General features: G+C 67.8%; 13 protein-coding genes and 1 pseudogene. 10 read left to right on the top strand and 4 right to left on the bottom strand.

Annotation, left to right across the window (positions count from 1 at the left end):
• Positions 1-8: 8 nt before the first annotated feature.
• A complete protein-coding gene (locus KTR66_RS05520; protein ID WP_213611203.1) occupies positions 9-1,367 on the bottom strand; it encodes an LLM class flavin-dependent oxidoreductase in 1,359 nt (452 codons plus the stop codon).
• A gap of 188 nt (positions 1,368-1,555) precedes the next feature.
• Between KTR66_RS05520 and KTR66_RS05515 the strand changes: the two genes are divergently transcribed.
• The 7 genes and pseudogenes from KTR66_RS05515 (at position 1,556) to KTR66_RS05485 (ending at position 11,578) form a co-directional block, all read left to right on the top strand.
• On the top strand, positions 1,556-2,572 hold the full coding sequence (locus tag KTR66_RS05515; RefSeq protein ID WP_213611201.1) for a LacI family DNA-binding transcriptional regulator: 1,017 nt from the start codon (positions 1,556-1,558) through the stop codon (positions 2,570-2,572).
• A 123-nt stretch (positions 2,573-2,695) separates the two neighbouring features.
• Positions 2,696-3,856, top strand: a pseudogene (locus KTR66_RS05510) (IS3 family transposase).
• 521 nt (positions 3,857-4,377) lie between these two features.
• Positions 4,378-5,598 carry a TolC family protein gene (locus KTR66_RS05505; RefSeq protein ID WP_213611199.1) on the top strand — a complete coding sequence of 407 codons (1,221 nt, stop codon included), beginning with the start codon at positions 4,378-4,380 and terminating at the stop codon, positions 5,596-5,598.
• Positions 5,595-7,262, top strand: a complete 1,668-nt coding sequence (locus KTR66_RS05500; RefSeq protein ID WP_213611197.1) for an efflux RND transporter periplasmic adaptor subunit — start codon at positions 5,595-5,597, stop codon at positions 7,260-7,262. Before KTR66_RS05505 ends, KTR66_RS05500 begins: the two co-directional genes overlap by 4 nt.
• A gap of 3 nt (positions 7,263-7,265) precedes the next feature.
• Positions 7,266-10,415, top strand: a complete 3,150-nt coding sequence (locus KTR66_RS05495; protein ID WP_371819035.1) for an efflux RND transporter permease subunit — start codon at positions 7,266-7,268, stop codon at positions 10,413-10,415.
• An 18-nt stretch (positions 10,416-10,433) separates the two neighbouring features.
• Entirely contained in the window at positions 10,434-10,829 is a 396-nt protein-coding gene (locus KTR66_RS05490; RefSeq protein ID WP_213611195.1) for a hypothetical protein, read from the top strand.
• On the top strand, positions 10,826-11,578 hold the full coding sequence (locus KTR66_RS05485; RefSeq protein ID WP_371819034.1) for a response regulator: 753 nt from the start codon (positions 10,826-10,828) through the stop codon (positions 11,576-11,578). Before KTR66_RS05490 ends, KTR66_RS05485 begins: the two co-directional genes overlap by 4 nt.
• Here KTR66_RS05485 and KTR66_RS05480 read toward each other — a convergent pair.
• Positions 11,545-11,790 carry a hypothetical protein gene (locus KTR66_RS05480; protein WP_213611193.1) on the bottom strand — a complete coding sequence of 82 codons (246 nt, stop codon included), beginning with the start codon at positions 11,788-11,790 and terminating at the stop codon, positions 11,545-11,547. The two genes, KTR66_RS05485 and KTR66_RS05480, sit on opposite strands and share 34 nt — an antisense overlap.
• A gap of 18 nt (positions 11,791-11,808) precedes the next feature.
• On the opposite strand from KTR66_RS05480, the gene KTR66_RS05475 reads away from it, so the two are divergent.
• Positions 11,809-12,849 (top strand): ATP-binding protein, encoded by a 1,041-nt coding sequence (locus KTR66_RS05475; RefSeq protein ID WP_213611191.1) that lies wholly within the window; start codon positions 11,809-11,811, stop codon positions 12,847-12,849.
• A 36-nt stretch (positions 12,850-12,885) separates the two neighbouring features.
• Here KTR66_RS05475 and KTR66_RS05470 read toward each other — a convergent pair whose 3' ends face one another.
• Together KTR66_RS05470 and KTR66_RS05465 are read right to left on the bottom strand one after the other, a co-directional pair.
• A complete protein-coding gene (locus KTR66_RS05470; protein ID WP_213611189.1) occupies positions 12,886-13,497 on the bottom strand; it encodes a hypothetical protein in 612 nt (203 codons plus the stop codon).
• A gap of 105 nt (positions 13,498-13,602) precedes the next feature.
• Positions 13,603-13,923 (bottom strand): hypothetical protein, encoded by a 321-nt coding sequence (locus KTR66_RS05465; protein ID WP_213611187.1) that lies wholly within the window; start codon positions 13,921-13,923, stop codon positions 13,603-13,605.
• Between the two features lie 311 nt (positions 13,924-14,234).
• Here KTR66_RS05465 and KTR66_RS05460 point away from each other — a divergent pair, with 311 nt between their 5' ends.
• Positions 14,235-14,651 (top strand): DUF305 domain-containing protein, encoded by a 417-nt coding sequence (locus KTR66_RS05460; protein ID WP_249731853.1) that lies wholly within the window; start codon positions 14,235-14,237, stop codon positions 14,649-14,651.
• A gap of 4 nt (positions 14,652-14,655) precedes the next feature.
• Complete coding sequence (locus KTR66_RS05455; protein ID WP_213611185.1) at positions 14,656-15,120, top strand: DUF411 domain-containing protein; 465 nt, start codon at positions 14,656-14,658, stop codon at positions 15,118-15,120.
• Positions 15,121-15,137 lie beyond the last annotated feature (17 nt).

Genomic DNA, 15,137 nt, shown 5'->3' with positions numbered 1-15,137 from the left:
TCCCTGCTTCAGATGCGCCAGTCGCGCGCATTCGGGCGCTTCAGGCCCAGGTTTTCCCGCAGCGTCGGGCCAGTGTAGTCCTTGTGATAGAGGCCGCGCCGCTGGAGTTCCGGCACCACGAAGCGCGTAAAATCCTCAAAGGCGCCAGGCGTGTGGGTCGCGGCCAGCACGAAGCCGTCGCAGGCGCGCGTGGTAAACCATTCCTCCATCTGGTCGGCCACGTCCTTTGGTGTGCCGACGAAGTTCGGGAACTCCTTGATCGTGCCGCGGCCGGAGAAATGCACGAAGTCCCGCACGGTGGGGTTGGGCTTGCCGCTCAGCATGACCACGCGGTCCTTGAAGCCCGTCCAGGACATTTTCTGGAGTTCCTCGTCCGTGAACTCGCTGTCCAGGTCCTTGCTGGCGAAGTCGAAATTCGTAACCTCGGAGAGCAGCACCAAGCCATCCACCGGCCTGGAGAGTTCCAGGATCGCCTCGCGCTTGGCTTCCGCGATGGCGCGCGTCTCGCCTACACAGACATAGCAGGCTGGCGCCACGAAGACCCTCTCAGGGTCGCGCCCCGCTTCAGCCACGGCCGCCTTGAGGTCGGCATACTGCTTCCGGCCCGCTTCGATGTTCGGATAGACCACGAAGATCAACTCGCCCCAGCGCCCGGCGAAGCGGCGGCCGCGGCCGGATTGCCCCGCCTGGATAAGTACCGGATGCCCCTGTGGCGAGCGTGGCACTGAGAGCGGGCCCTTGGAGCGGAAATACTTCCCCTCATAGTTCAGCGCATGCACGCGCGCGCCATCGGCGAAGCGGCCGCTCGCCTTGTCGGCGATGATGGCGCCCTCCTCCCAGCTATCCCAGTGGCCCATCACGCACTCGACGAATTCATCGGCGCGATCATAGCGGAGATCGTGCTCCAGATGCTCCGAGCGGCCGAAATTCGCCGCTTCGGAATCGTTGAGCGAGGTGACGATGTTCCAGGCGGAACGCCCGCGCGTCATCAGGTCCAGCGTGGCGAAGAGGCGCGCCACGTGGAAGGGCTCGTAATAGGTGGTAGAATAGGTTGCGCCGAGGCCGAGATTTTTCGTGGCACAGCCGATGGCCGTCAGGATGGAAATCGGGTCCATCTTGACCACGCGGATACCGTTCTCCACTGCCTCGCGGTGGTCATGGCCGTAGATATCCGGCATGGCCAGCCGGTCGTCGAAGAACGCTAGGTGGAACTTGCCATCCTCCAGTACACGGCCGATGCGCTGGAAATAGTCAGGCGTGAGGAAGTCCAGTGCATTCGCGGGGTGGCGCCACGAACCCGGAGCGATCGAGCAGTTCTGGGCTTGCATAAAGCCCACCATGGCCATCTGGCGTGGCATCTCAGTCATTCGGGTCGGTTTCCTCGGAGCATTGTTGTCGTTGAGGCTATGAGAGACTTGGCTTCTTGTCCAGACAAATTGCGCAAACGATTGCGCAGTTTTTTTGTTAATTTATGCAGTAGGTTAGACGTTCATGTTCGCTGGCAGCCGTCACAATCTCGGATGACCTGGGGCGGCGTCCATGCTAGCTTGACGGGATGGAGCTTCGGTCAAGCCGCCCGCGCACCACGATCGTCACCCTCTCGCAGCAGGCGGGCGTCTCGGCCTCCACCGTCTCTCGCGCGCTGAAAGGCGATCCGCGCATCTCCCTTTCCGTGCGGGAGCGCATTGCCCGTCTGGCGGTGGATGCCGGCTACATGCCCAATGCGCTGGCGCGGACCCTATCCTCCGGGCGCAGTGGCCTGCTCGGCTTGGTGTTAGGTCCGAGCAGCAACCCCTTCTACGCCATGCTGCTGGAGGAGGTGGTGGCGCAAAGCGCTGAGCGGGGGCTGCGCTTCCTCATCCTGCATGCCGGCTCCGGCCCGATCGAGGACCGCACCACTGAGGCGCTATTGCAGTACCAGATGGATGGCTGCCTCATCACTTCTGCCGACATGTCTTCACGTGCGGCCGAGATCTGCGCGGCGAACGGCGTGCCCGTCGTGATGATCAACCGTGTGCCGCGGTTGCACGCCAGTTCTGTCTCCTGCGACAACGCTGAGGGCGGCGCCAGCATCGCGCAGCACCTCCTTGAGAGTGGACATCGCCGCGCTGCAGTCATCCACACCGGTGGTGCAAGTTCCAACGGCATTGACCGAGAGCGCGGCTTTATCGAGCGTTTCGTCACTGCAGGTGGCTGCATCACCTCGACCTTTGATGGCCGCTCCGTCTATGAGGGCGGCCATGCTGCGGGCTACGAGATCGCCGCGATGGCGCCAGAGCGGCGGCCCGATTGTGTGTTCGCGGTAAGCGACGTTATTGCCATGGGAGTGGTCGACGCACTCCGGAAGGCGGGCCTCACCGTTCCAACCGATATCTCCGTCGCCGGGTTCGACAGCATTCCCGAGGCAGCGCGCGCTGCCTATGACATCACAAGCTTTGAGCAGCCGATTGTTGCGATGGTGCGGCGAGGACTTGATTTGTTGGTGGACCGTATCGCCGAGCCGGCTTTGCCTGATGAAGCGATCATCTTGCGTGGCCGTCTGATCCCACGAGGCTCAACGCGACGCGGCTGAGCGGAGGCTCAGGCGCTTCATGAGAGAGAGAGCGCAGACAGAGCAGCGATAGTGACCTGACCCCCCGGAAGCGATCCGTCGGTCATGTAGTCCGGCGGCAGCAAAGGGGTATCTGGGATGGCGATGGGCAAGGCGCACAGGCCTGAGGAGATCGTGGCGAAGCTCCGACAGGTCGAGGTGCTGGTTGGCCAGGGCAAGTCGGTGGCTGAGGCAGTGCGGGCGATCGGGGTCACGGAGCCGACGTACTACCGGTGGCGTAGCGAGTTCGGCGGTCTGAAGCTGGACCAGGTGAAGCGGCTGAAGGAGTTGGAGCGGGAGAACGCGCGTCTGCGGAAGGCGGTGTCGGACCTGACGCTCGAGAAGGTGATCTTGAAGGGTCAGACGCACTGCGTCTGACGCACAGGGAAAGTGGTGAGCCCTGCGCGGCGGCGGGCCTGCGTCGAGCACGTCGTGCGCGAGTTCGGCGTGTCGGAGCGGAAGGCCTGCGCGGTGCTGGGGCAGCACAGATCGACGCAGCGGAAGGCGCCACGGGGTGCCGACGACGAGACCGCGCTGACGGCGGACATCGTCGATCTGGCGAAGCGCTATGGGCGGTATGGCTACCGGCGGATCGCGGCGCTGCTGCGGGCCGCGGGCTGGGCGGTAAACCGCAAGCGGGTGGAGCGGATCTGGCGCTGCGAGGGGCTGAAGGTGCCGCAGCGGCAGCCGAAGCGTGGGAGGCTGTGGCTGGCGAACGGCTCCTGCGGGCTGCGGCCTGAACACGCCAACCACGTCTGGGCGTATGAATTCGTCGAGGATCGGACGCGGGAGGGTCGGAAGATCCGGATGCTGTGCGTGGTGGACGAGTACACGCGCGAGGCGCTGGCGATCCGGGTGGCGCGGAGGCTGACGTCGTCGGACGTGATCGACGTGCTTGCCGACCTGTTCCTGAAGCATGGGACGCCGACGCACATCCGCTCGGACCAGGGACCGGAGTTCGTGGCTGAGGCGGTGAAGGGCTGGGTCGCCGGCGTCGGGGCGAGGACGGCGTACATCGAGAAGGCGAGCCCGTGGGAGAACGGGTACGTCGAGAGCTTCAACGGCAAGCTGCGGGACGAACTGCTGAACGGTGAGGTGTTCAACACGCTCTGCGAGGCGCAGGTGCTGATCGAGGAGTGGCGGCGGCACTACAATCGGGTCCGGCCACACTCGTCGCTCGGGTACCGCCCGCCCGCTCCGGAGACGCTGCCAATGGCCAGGTCGCAGAGCAGCTTAGGAGCAGGCGCGGCGGCGATGGCCCACTAAAATTCCGCCTGGATCACTCGATGGGGGCTGACGATATGGGTGTGCCGTTTCCCGAAGACATAGCCTGGGCAAAACAAGAGAGCATAACGGTGGCCGAGGATGGCCGCGTGCGGCGCCTCAAGGGGTTGACGGATACGCGCGTGATTCGGTCCCCAGCTGCGTCCGGTGGGAGATGCGCAGGCTGAACGCAGCGCCGATACATCAGGCCAAAGCTGTGCCTTTTCAGCAGATTAAAGCTTGAGGCTTAAATCAGGCTACCCCCAAGCTTCGGAGATTTTCGCGCCTCCGGAGAGAGTTTTCCGGGTTCGTTGCGTTCTCCAACCCTCAACCCGTCGCTGCAAAACGCCAGGAAACCTGCGGTTCACGGCGCCGTCTGATACGTGGTGAATGGTTGTTCGGGGAGATACTGGAGCAGCGGTGGGAACCGGAATCCAACCTTCTCTGGTCCAGAACGGGATCGCTGCAATGTTTTGTCACAAACTTGCAGCCAACCGACATGAACGTCGTGCCACGAGCCGTGCATGCAGGAGAACGTGGGCATGCGCAGGCTGCTATTTGCACTTTCAGCAATTCTGTTGGTGCCGATACCGCTCCAGGCCGCGGATTTGCGTGCGGGCTTCACCGCTGCCATCGAACTTAACGCTGAGATTCGTGCGCTGACCGCACAACGGGACGTGATCGCCGCGCGCCGGCGGGGCTCCGAGGCGCTGCTGCCCGGCGCGCCGACGTTCGCCCCTTCTTGGCGTACGCAGGTCAATCCGCAGCGCACGGGCTACCAGGAGTTCGAATTGGGCCTGGACGCGCCGATTTGGCTCCCCGGAGAATCGCGCGCCCTTCGTGGCACCGTGACGGCTCAGGAACAGCAGTTGGAGGCACGGCTCCGGCAAGCCCGCATTGTTGTTGCCGGCGAGGTCCGCGATGCCTACTGGGGTTGGGCGCTGGCCTTGGCGGAGCGCGAGGCGTCGCGCGCACGGCTCAACGCGGCGCGCGTTCTGGAACGAGATATGGCCCGGCAGACGGCCGGTGGTAATGCGCCCCGCACGGATCTTCTGGTTGCGCAATCCGAAGCACGTGACGCCGAGGGAGCGCTGCGGATCGCGGAGGGCCAAGTGAGGGATGCGGCGCTGGCCTTCCGCGCCCTCACCGGGCGGGATCCAACCGTGGTTGCCGCCGAACCCGTTGCCCGCTCGAGCGTCCCTGGCGCCGCCTTGCGCGACCTGCCTCAGGCGGCCGTTGCGTCCACCAGCCTGCTGCTTGCCCGCGCCGAGGAGCGGCTCGCCCAGGTGCGTGACCGCGCGAGTCCCACGATCTTCGCGGGATGGCGGCGCGAGCGCGACGCCTTCGGCGAGCGCTGGGTGGATCGTCCGCAGATCGGCATCCGCATCCCCTTCTCCTATGGCCCCCAGGTCGAGGAACGCGTGGCGACCGCGCGCGCCGAAGCCATAGCGGCCGAAGCCCAGTTGGCGGCCATCGCCCGGGGCTTTGAGACCGCCGAGCGCCGCGCCCGCGCGCAGCGCGCGGATGCCGAGGCGCTGACCACCATCACCGAGCAGCGGCACCGCGCGCTGGCCGAGCAGGCTGGACTGATCGAGACCGCGTTCCGCGCCGGCAATTTGCCGTTCATCGAGGTGGCGCGCGTCCGTGCCCAGCTCGCGCAATCCGATGCCACGCGCCGCCGCACGCGGGTGGAGCGTGATCGCGCCGCCTCCACCATCAACCAGATTCTGGGAGTCGAACCGTGATCCTGCGACGCATCCTCACCGCGTTCGTCCTCAGCCTTGCCATGTTGACCGCCCCCGCGCTGGCCGGGCCTGGCCATGACCATGGCGACGAGCCCGCCGCCGCAAGCGCAGCACTTCCCCGCATCGTCGCCGACAGCGAGAGCTTCGAGCTCGTCGGCATCCTGCAGCCCGGCGGTGTCCTGCTGCTGTATCTCGACCGCTGGGTCGGCAACGAGCCGGTGGATGGCGCTGTCACCGTCACCGTGGGTGACCAGGAGATCCAGGCCGAGCGCCAAGGGATCGGCCTGTTCTCACTGAGGCATCCCCGCCTCGCTCAGCCTGGCAGCGTGGACCTGATCTTCTCGATCACCGCCGGTGAGGAGATGGACCTGCTGACCGGCCATCTCGACATCCCCGAACCCGTAAACGCCGCGGCCGAGCGGCATGGCTGGATGGAGGCGCTGCGCGAGGCGCCGATGCTGCTGGCGGGCGGCCTGGGCTTGCTGGTGCTTGGTCTGGTCATCGGCCGGCTTTCAGCACCCCGCCCACTGCCTGCGATGGTAGAGCCGGAACTGGCGATCGCGCCCCCGGAGCCCGCGGTCGCGCGGGTGACGAGCCCCGCCAAGGTTGCCGCGTCTGTGGCCATGCTGCTGCTGGCCCTGCCCGCCATGGCGCAGACCACCGTGGCCGAGCCGCCGCGCCGCATGGATGACGGCACCGTGTTCATGCCCAAGCCCTCCCAGCGCCTTCTCACCATCCGCACCGAGGTAACGGCGGCGGGCGAGGCGCTGGCCACCACGCAGATCGTCGGCACGCTGGTGCCCGACCCCAACGCCTCGGGCCGGGTACAGCCCAGCCAGTCCGGCCGGCTTGAACCGGGCGAGCGTGGCCTGCCCACCCTTGGGCAGCGTGTGGAACGGGGCCAGGTGCTGGCCTTCGTGACTCCCAGCTACACAGCGGCCGAGCGCGGCACGCTGGTGCAGAATGCGGCCGAGCTGGACGCGCAGATCACCATCCTCGCCGCCCGGGTGAACCGTCTGACGGCGCTGCGCGGCAGCGTGTCCGAGCGCGAGATTTCCGAGGCGCAGGCCGAGTTGGGCGGTGCAAGGCAACGCCGCGCCGCGATCCAACCAGCGCTCTCGGGCCGCGAGCCGCTGGTCGCGCCGGTCTCCGGCGTGGTGTCGGTGGTGCGTGCGGCGCTGGGCCAGCTGGTGGACAACACCCAGGCCGTCTTCGAGATCGTGGACCCGGCGCGCATGTGGGTGGAAGCGCTGGCCTTCGACCGCACCAGTCTCGACAACATCGCCGGTGCCAGCGCGGTGCTGGGAGATGGCCGCAGCGTGGAACTGGAATTCGCCGGGCGCGGCCTGACCGTGCGGCAGCAGGCCGTCCCACTCAACTTCCGCGTGGTGAACCCGCCGGCCGATGTGGCGGTCGGGGCGCCCGTGGTGGTGCTGGTGCGCAACCGCCGCAACGTGCAGGGCATCGTCGTCCCGGCCGAGGCGGTGGTGCGCTCGGCCGAAGGGCCGCCCGTGGTGTTCGAGCACACTGGCGCCGAGCGCTTCGCGCCGCGCCCGGTGCGCGTGCTGCCGCTGGATGGCGCGCGTGTCGTCATCACGGCCGGCATCGAGCCGGGGCGGCGGGTGGTGACGCAGGGTGCCGGCCTCATCGCCCAGGTTCGCTGAGCCATGTTGTTCAACACCCTCGTCACCTTCTCGCTCCGCAACCGGCTCTTCGTGCTGGTTGCGGCAATGCTCGTCACGGTCTACGGCGCCTGGACGCTCACGCGCATGCCGGTGGATGTCTTCCCCGATCTGAACAAGCCCACCGTCGTGCTGATGACGGAGGCCGAGGGCATGGCGCCGGAGGAGGCGGAACAGCTCGTCTCCTTCCCCATCGAAACGGCGGTGAACGGACTGCCGGGCGTCACGCGCGTGCGCTCTGTCTCCTCGGTCGGCCTGTCCATCGTGTTCGTCGAATTCGACTGGGGTGCGGATATCTGGCGCGCCCGCCAGCAGGTGAATGAGCGCCTGGGGCAGATCGCCGGACAATTGCCGCCGCGGGTGCAGCCGGTGATGGCGCCCGTCTCCTCCATCATGGGCGAGATCATGCTGGTGGCGATGACCGCGCCGGCGGATGGCTCGGTCTCCGCGATGGAATTGCGCACGCTGGCCGATTGGGTGATGCGACCGCGGCTGCTGACCATCGCCGGCGTTTCCCAGGTGATCCCGATCGGCGGCGAGGTGCGGCAGTTCCGCGTGATGCCGGACCTGCATAGGCTCAACGCGCTCAACATCGACTTCGAGGCGCTGCAGGCGGCGCTGCGGCAGTTCGGTACGAATGCCGGCGGTGGGTACGTGGACCAGTCGGGACGCGAATTCCTGATCCGCAATCTGGGCCGCACCACCTCGCTGGAGGATTTGCGCAATGCGCCCGTGGGCTTCCGCGAAGGGCAGGCCATCCTTCTTCGCCAGGTGGCGGAGGTGGATTTCGGCGCCCGCTTCCGCCGTGGCGATGCCGGCGTGGATGGCGGCAATGCCGTCATCCTGGGCATCCAGAAGCAGCCCGGCGCCGACACCATTCGTCTGACCCGGGCGGTCGAGGCGGCGCTGGCGGACCTGCAATCCGCCATGCCGCGCGGCGTGCGGGCGGACCGGGTGAAGTTCCGCCAGGCCAACTTCATCGAGACCTCGATCCGCAACCTCCAGGTCGTGCTGGCCGAGGCCGCAGTGGTCGTCGCCATCGTGCTGTTTGCCTTCCTGCTGAATGTGCGGACCACGGCGATCTCGCTGTTGGCGATCCCGCTTTCCATCCTGCTCTCGGTGATCGTGTTCTCTTGGATCGGCATCTCCATCAACACGATGACGCTGGGCGGGATTGCCATCGCCGTGGGTGAATTGGTGGATGACGCGGTGGTGGATGTGGAGAACGTGTTTCGCAGGCTCGGCGAGAACCGGCACGCCGAAAAGCCTGCACCCATCCTGCAGGTGATCGCCGCGGCGAGCATGGAGGTCCGCTCGGGCATCGTCTACGCCACGGCCATCATCATCCTGGTGTTCCTGCCGCTGTTTGCCCTGACGGGCATCGAGGGGCGGCTCTTCGCTCCGCTCGGCATCGCCTACATCGTGGCGATCCTGGCGTCGCTGATCGTGTCCATCACCGTCACCCCCGTACTGTGCTACTTCCTGCTGCCGCGCATGAAGAACCTGGGCCAGCATGAGGGCTGGCTTGTGCGCAAGCTGAAGGCGCTGAACGACCGGCTGCTGCGCTGGGCCTTCGCGCGGCGCGGGGCGGTACTGGGCGTGGCGGGCGCCGCGGTTCTGGCGGCTGCGGCCTCGGTGCCCTTCCTGCCGCGCCTCTTCCTGCCGCCCTTTAACGAGGGCACCGTGCTCATCTCGCTGACCTTCCAGCCCGGCATCTCGCTCAACCAGTCCAGCGAACTCGGCCGCGCGGCGGAGAACATCGTGCGGCAGGTGCCGGAGGTGCGCGGTGTGGGCCGCCGCACCGGCCGCGCCGAGCTGGATGAGCATGCCGAGGGCGTGCACCGCTCGGAACTCGATGTGGACCTCGCCCCCAGCGCGCGCTCCCGCGCCGAGGTGCTGGGCGACCTGCGCGACCGCCTAGCGGTGCTGCCCGGCGCCGTCTCCATCGGACAGCCGATCAGCCACCGGTTGGAGCATATGCTCTCCGGCGTGCAGGCGCAGATCGCGCTCAAGGTGTTCGGCGACGACCTCGACACGCTGCGTGCCCTGGCCGAGACCATCCGCGTCCGCCTGGCCGCCAATGTCCCGGGCCTTGTGGACCTGCAACTGGAGCGTCAGGTGCGGGTGCCGCAACTGCGCATCGCCATCGACCACGAGCGCGCCTCGCTCTACGGGGTTTCGACTGCGGCGATCCTGGAGAAGATGCAGGCGCTGACAGGCGGCGTGGTGGTGAGTCAGATCCTCGAAGGCTCGCGCCGCTATGACCTGGTGATGCGCCTCGCCGACACCGACCGCACGACGGACCGGCTCGCCGACGCGCTGATCGAGACGCCCGGCGGCCGTGTGCCGCTGCGCATGCTGGCCCGCGTCGAGGATGCGGACGGCCCCAACCAGGTGCTGCGCGAGGGCGCGCGTCGCCGCATCGTGGTGCAGGCCAACACCGACGGCCGGGTGGACATGGCGCAGGCCGTGGCCGGCATCCGCGCCGAGCTGGCGCGCATCGAGCTGCCGCCCGGCTATTCCACCAGCCTGGAGGGCACCTTCCAGGCGCAGGAGGAAGCGATGCAGACCATCGGCCTGCTGGGGCTGCTCTCGATGGCGATGATCTTCACCGTGCTGTATTCGCGCTACCGCTCGGCGACGCTGGCGCTCATCATCATGGGCAACGTGCCGCTGGCGCTGATCGGCGCGGTGGTGGCGATCTGGATCGCCGGGCAGCCGCTCTCGGTGGCGACGCTGGTGGGCTTCGTGACACTGACCGGCATCGCCGCGCGCAACGGCATCCTCAAGATCAGCCACTACCTTAATCTTGCCCTGCATGAGGGCGAGAAATGGGGCTTGGCGCTGGTGCTGCGCGGCTCGGCCGAACGGCTCACGCCGGTGCTGATGACGGCGTTGTCCGCCGGGCTGGCGCTGATCCCGCTCACCATCGGTGCCGACGCGCCGGGGAAGGAAATCCTGCATCCCGTCGCCGTCACCATCCTGGGCGGGCTGGTCAGTGCCACCCTGCTGGACACTTTCGTCACGCCCATCCTGTTCCACCGCTTCGGCCGCCCGGCACTGGAGCGGCTGCGGGCGGAGGCGGAGGCGGCGCGCCACGCCGCCCCGGCTGGCGCCGTTCCCGAAACCTTTTGAACCCTGGAGGATCATCTCATGAACCGACGCACCCTCATCATCACAGGTCTTCTCGCTCTGCCGGGCGCCGCCCTGGCACAAGGCCAACCCCACGCGCACACCCACGCGCCCGGCCCGAATGGCGGGACCATCGGGGAGGTCGGCACCCGCCATGTCGAGCTGGTGGTGCAGGCGGGCGAGCTCCGCATCTATGTGCTCGACGAGCAGGACCGCCCGACTAGCGCGCGTGGCGCCACTGGCAGCGTCGTCGTGCAGGCGCAGGGACGGCAGCAGACGGTGCGGCTGGAACCTGGCGCCGGTGACGCCTACCTGGTGGGTCGGGGCGACATCCCCGCCCGTGGTCTGCGCGTGGTGGCAACGTTGACACTGCCCGGCCAGCCCCAGCGTTCGGTGCGTTTCGCGGCGATCCCGTGATTCAGGAGCGCGACCAGCGCTTGCTCGACCCGGAGGCGCACCTCCTCATCGTCGAGGATGATGGCGAGATGCGCGCCCTGGTCGCGCGCCTGCTGCGCGAAGCCGGTTTCCGCGTCTCCACCGCAAGGGACGGTCGGGAAATGTTCGAGGTGATTAACGACGCGATCACGCCGCCGGACCTGGTGGTGTTGGACGTGATGCTGCCCGGCGTCTCCGGCTTCGACCTCTGCCGCCGGCTTCGCGCGCAGAGCCAGGTCCCGATCATCATGCTGACGGCGCGGGCCGATGAGACGGACCGCGTGGTGGGTCTGGAGATCGGGGCCGATGATTACGTGGCAAAGCCGTTCGCGCCGCGCGAATTCGTCGCTCGTGTGCGCGCCTTGCTGCGCCGCACGATGATGGACCCCGGGGACAGCGTGGCGAAGGCACGACGGCTGATCTTCGCGGGATGGTCGCTTGATCTCAAGGCGCGTGAACTCACTTCGCCAGCCGGGGTGATCGTCGATCTCTCCGGCGCCGAGCACGACTTGCTCCTGGCTTTCCTGGAGCATCCGCAGCGAGTGCTCAGTCGGGAGCAACTGATGGAGGTGGCCAAGCGCCGCATGAGCGTGGACACTTCCGATCGCGCCGTCGACGTTCAGGTCAGCCGCCTGCGCCGCAAGATCGAGCCGGATGAGACGAGCCCAGCCATCATCAAGACGGTGCGCGGCAGCGGCTATGTCTTTGTGCCGCCGGTGACGCGCGAGTGAGGCGGCTCTGGCCGGCGAGCCTGGCGGGCCGCACTCTCTTGGTGATGCTGGGTGGCCTGACGATGCTGCATGTCGGCAGCGTTGTCATTCATGAACACGCCCTGCATGGCGTCGAGATGGCCGCAGTCGATGCGCGCCACGCCGAACGCATCCAGGCCGCGCGCGCGTTGGCGGTTGAGCGCGACGGGCGAGAGCGCGACGCGGCCGTCCATGGCTTGTCATTGCCTGGATTGCAACTGCATTGGGTCCAGCAGGCACCTCCGGCTGCGGAAGCACCGCAGGCGACCCTCGCCGAGCTGGTAGCACGGCTGGGTGAAGGGGCACGGGCCGGCCAGGCGGGGGATGTCGCTCTGGGTGCTGTTCCGGCCAGTGGCGGCGGCTGGATCGTGTTCTCCCTCACGCCGCATGAGCACCCTCGCCTTGCGGTCGACAATGGCGGCCTGTTCTCGATGCTGGCGATGGCCATCGGCATCGGCCTTGTCGCTGTGCCTGTCGTGCGCTGGATGACAAGGCCGCTGCGCCGCCTGGCCGAGGCGGCGGACCGCGTGGGGCGGGACCCGCGACCCGTGATGCTGGCCACCGACGGCCCGGTGGAAGTCCAACATGCCGCTATCGCCTTCAATGCCATGCAGGGGCGTATCGCGCGGCTGATCGAGGACCGGACGGAGGCACTGGCCTCGCTCAGTCACGATCTGCGCACGCCGCTAGCGCGGCTCAAGCTGCGGGCCAGCTTCCTGGATGAGGGCGAGGAACGCACGCGGATGGAGGCCGACATCACGGAAATGGAGGCCATGGTCAGCCGCACGCTGGAGTACTTCCGCGAAGGCCGTGACGCCGAACCGACGGTGCCGACGAACCTTGCTGCCATCCTCCAAACCTTGGCCGATGACGCCGCCGATGCTGGGCATGACGTGACCTATCACGGCCCCGCGCAGGCCGTGCTGCCGTTGCGGCGCCTTGCGGCGAAGCGGGCCTTCAGCAACCTGCTGAACAACGCGTTCCAGCATGGCGCGCCGCCCGTGACGATCACGCTGACCGCCACGGCGGATGGCTGGGTGACGGACATCGCCGATGCCGGAACCGGCATTCCCCCGACCGAGTTCGAGCGCGCGGTCTCGCCCTTCGTGCGTCTCGACGCCGCGCGCGGCGGCAGCGGCGTGGGCCTGGGCCTGACCATCGCGCAGCGCTTCGCCGCGGGCGAGGGCGGCTCCCTCACCTTGGCGCAGGCGCCGGCCGGCGGGCTGCTGGTGCGGGTGAAGCTGCGGGGATGAAGGCGCGCGGATGAATGGCCCGCGCGCCGGTTGCACTCAACGTGAAGGGGTTTGCGGGCGCGTCACGTCGAAGGCCACCCAGTTCACCAGCGTCGGTGCCTGAACGAAGTTCCGGTGCTCGATGTTGGCCCGGACCGGCACATTGGTCGCGCGATCGAACCACACCGACTGGGTGTACTGGAAGGATGAACCGACGACGTTGAAATACCGGTCCACCCGGACCGTGTCGAAGGTGCTGGCCGGCGTCGTGACGGCGCCTCCAGCCGCCGCAGTCCAGCGCTCCATGATCTGGATGCTGTCATTCGAACGATTGATGCCGAAATAGGTGAATTCCAGCGGCTGGACGTTGGCGAGGTTGATGCCATTGGCGAACGCCGAGGCAAGGCGTGGCCCCGCCGCGTTGTAGAAGCCCTCGTCCACCCGCCAGTAGCCCATGAAGCGGCGCTGGTTGCCCGCCATTATGCATTCGCCCGGGTTGGTGGATGCCGGGCCACGGAAGCGCAGCGTGGTGCCGCTCGACTGCTCGACGGCGGTGCCGGCGGCCGGGCAGCGGAACTGCCAGGTCGCGTCGCCGGATTGCGCTTGTGCCTGTGGCGTGGCGCCGATCGCCGCGACGGCGGTAGCGGCCAGAAGGATTCCTCGGATCATTGAACGCTCCTATGACCGATTTGCAGCGTGGTGATGAGGCGCGGCCTGCTGCGTCCGCCGCGCCCCGCCACGGCAGGCCGATGCCTGCCGCGGGAGACGATCGGCTCAGCGGATGATGACGGGCCCGCCATCCTCATTGCCGATGACGATCGCGGCGCGGTCACCGCCGAACGTGCCGCGGCCGGGGCCGGTGCGGGTCACGGACGCATCATCCCCGCCGCCCTGGAGGCTGCCGGGACCGGCCGTCACGGCGCGGTTCGCCGGGGTCTCGGGGCGATGAATGACCGGCGTGCCGTCTTCCGACTCATGTACATGGGCGGGCGCATTGCCCTGGACGCCGCCGGGGATCGAGCGGATGTCGTAGGCGGGTTGCGCCAGGGCGGCCCCGGAGACGAGCGTGGCGGCGACGATCAAGCTGCGGAACATGGTCTGGCTTTCCTCTTCTGTCCGGCGAATTGCCGTGCAGTGGGTATGCCCAGAAGCCGCTGTCACATGGCGTCAGGAGCATAACAAATGATGACATGGTGGTTACGGCGGGCCGCTGCGGGGGGCAGACCGAATCATGGCGCATTTGTTGTCAGCGTCGGGTAGGTCGCTACGGCTGGGCGGGTTTCAGGGCGCGCGCGCTCGAAGAGACCGCACGCCGCAGGGCCCCGACATGATTTGTCACAGGACAAAGAAGCTTTGTCGCGTCGCGTGGGGCAGGGTCACGCTGCATTGAAAAAGGAGAGCGCAGCATGCGCCGTTTTGCTTTGATCGCCTTCGCCGCTGTGGGTCTCGCCGGCGTCGGAGCATACATGTTCGCACAGGCGCAACCCCACAACGGCCCTGGGCACGGCGGCGGCATGATGCAGGGGCGTGGTGGCCAAAATCACACGCAGGCGCCCGCGAGCGCCTCCCCCTCCACCCGCGCCTTCATCGCGGCCAACGAGAAGATGCACCGGGACATGAACATCGCCTTCAGCGGCCTTGCGGACCGCGACTTCGTGGCCGGCATGATCCCGCACCACCAGGGGGCCATCGATATGGCGCGCGTGGTCCTGGAGCACGGCCGAGACCCTGAGGTGCGGGCGCTGGCCGAATCCATCATCCGCGACCAGGAGCGCGAGATCGCCCAGATGCGGGCGATCCTGGTCCGCCTGCCGGCGCGGTGACGCAATGCAGCGTCGCTTCAAACTCGTCGTGGCGTGCTCTGCGCTCGCGTCGTCTGCGATCGCGCAGCGGCGCGAGCTGGCGGAAGTCTGGCGCGACCCGTACTGCGGCTGCTGCGGCGGCTGGGTGGATCACCTCCGCGCCGAGGGTTTCGCAGTGACCGACCGCGTGGTCCCGTCGGTGGCGCCGTTCAGACGAATGCTTGGCACGCCCGCCGACTTGCTCTCCTGCCACGCGGCGCGCGCGGCCGGCTGGCTCGCCATCGAGGGGCACGTCCCAGGAATGGCGATCCGCCGGGCCCTTGCCGAGCGGCCTGCCGGGATCGTCGGCCTGGCGGTGCCCGAGATGCCGATCGGCACGCCGGGGATGGAGGTACCGGGGCGCGCGCCTGACACCTACGACGTGATCGCCTGGCGCGCCGATGGCAGCCGCGCCCCCTGGCTGCGCATGCGCGGCGCCCTGCCAGTGTGAGAAAACCAAGCCGAGGA

The sequence above is a fragment of the Roseococcus sp. SDR genome (assembly GCF_019083995.1).
GTDB lineage: Bacteria > Pseudomonadota > Alphaproteobacteria > Acetobacterales > Acetobacteraceae > Roseococcus.
The sequence above is the reverse complement of the archived record's forward strand: the minus strand, read 5'-3'. Positions and strand labels throughout refer to the sequence as shown.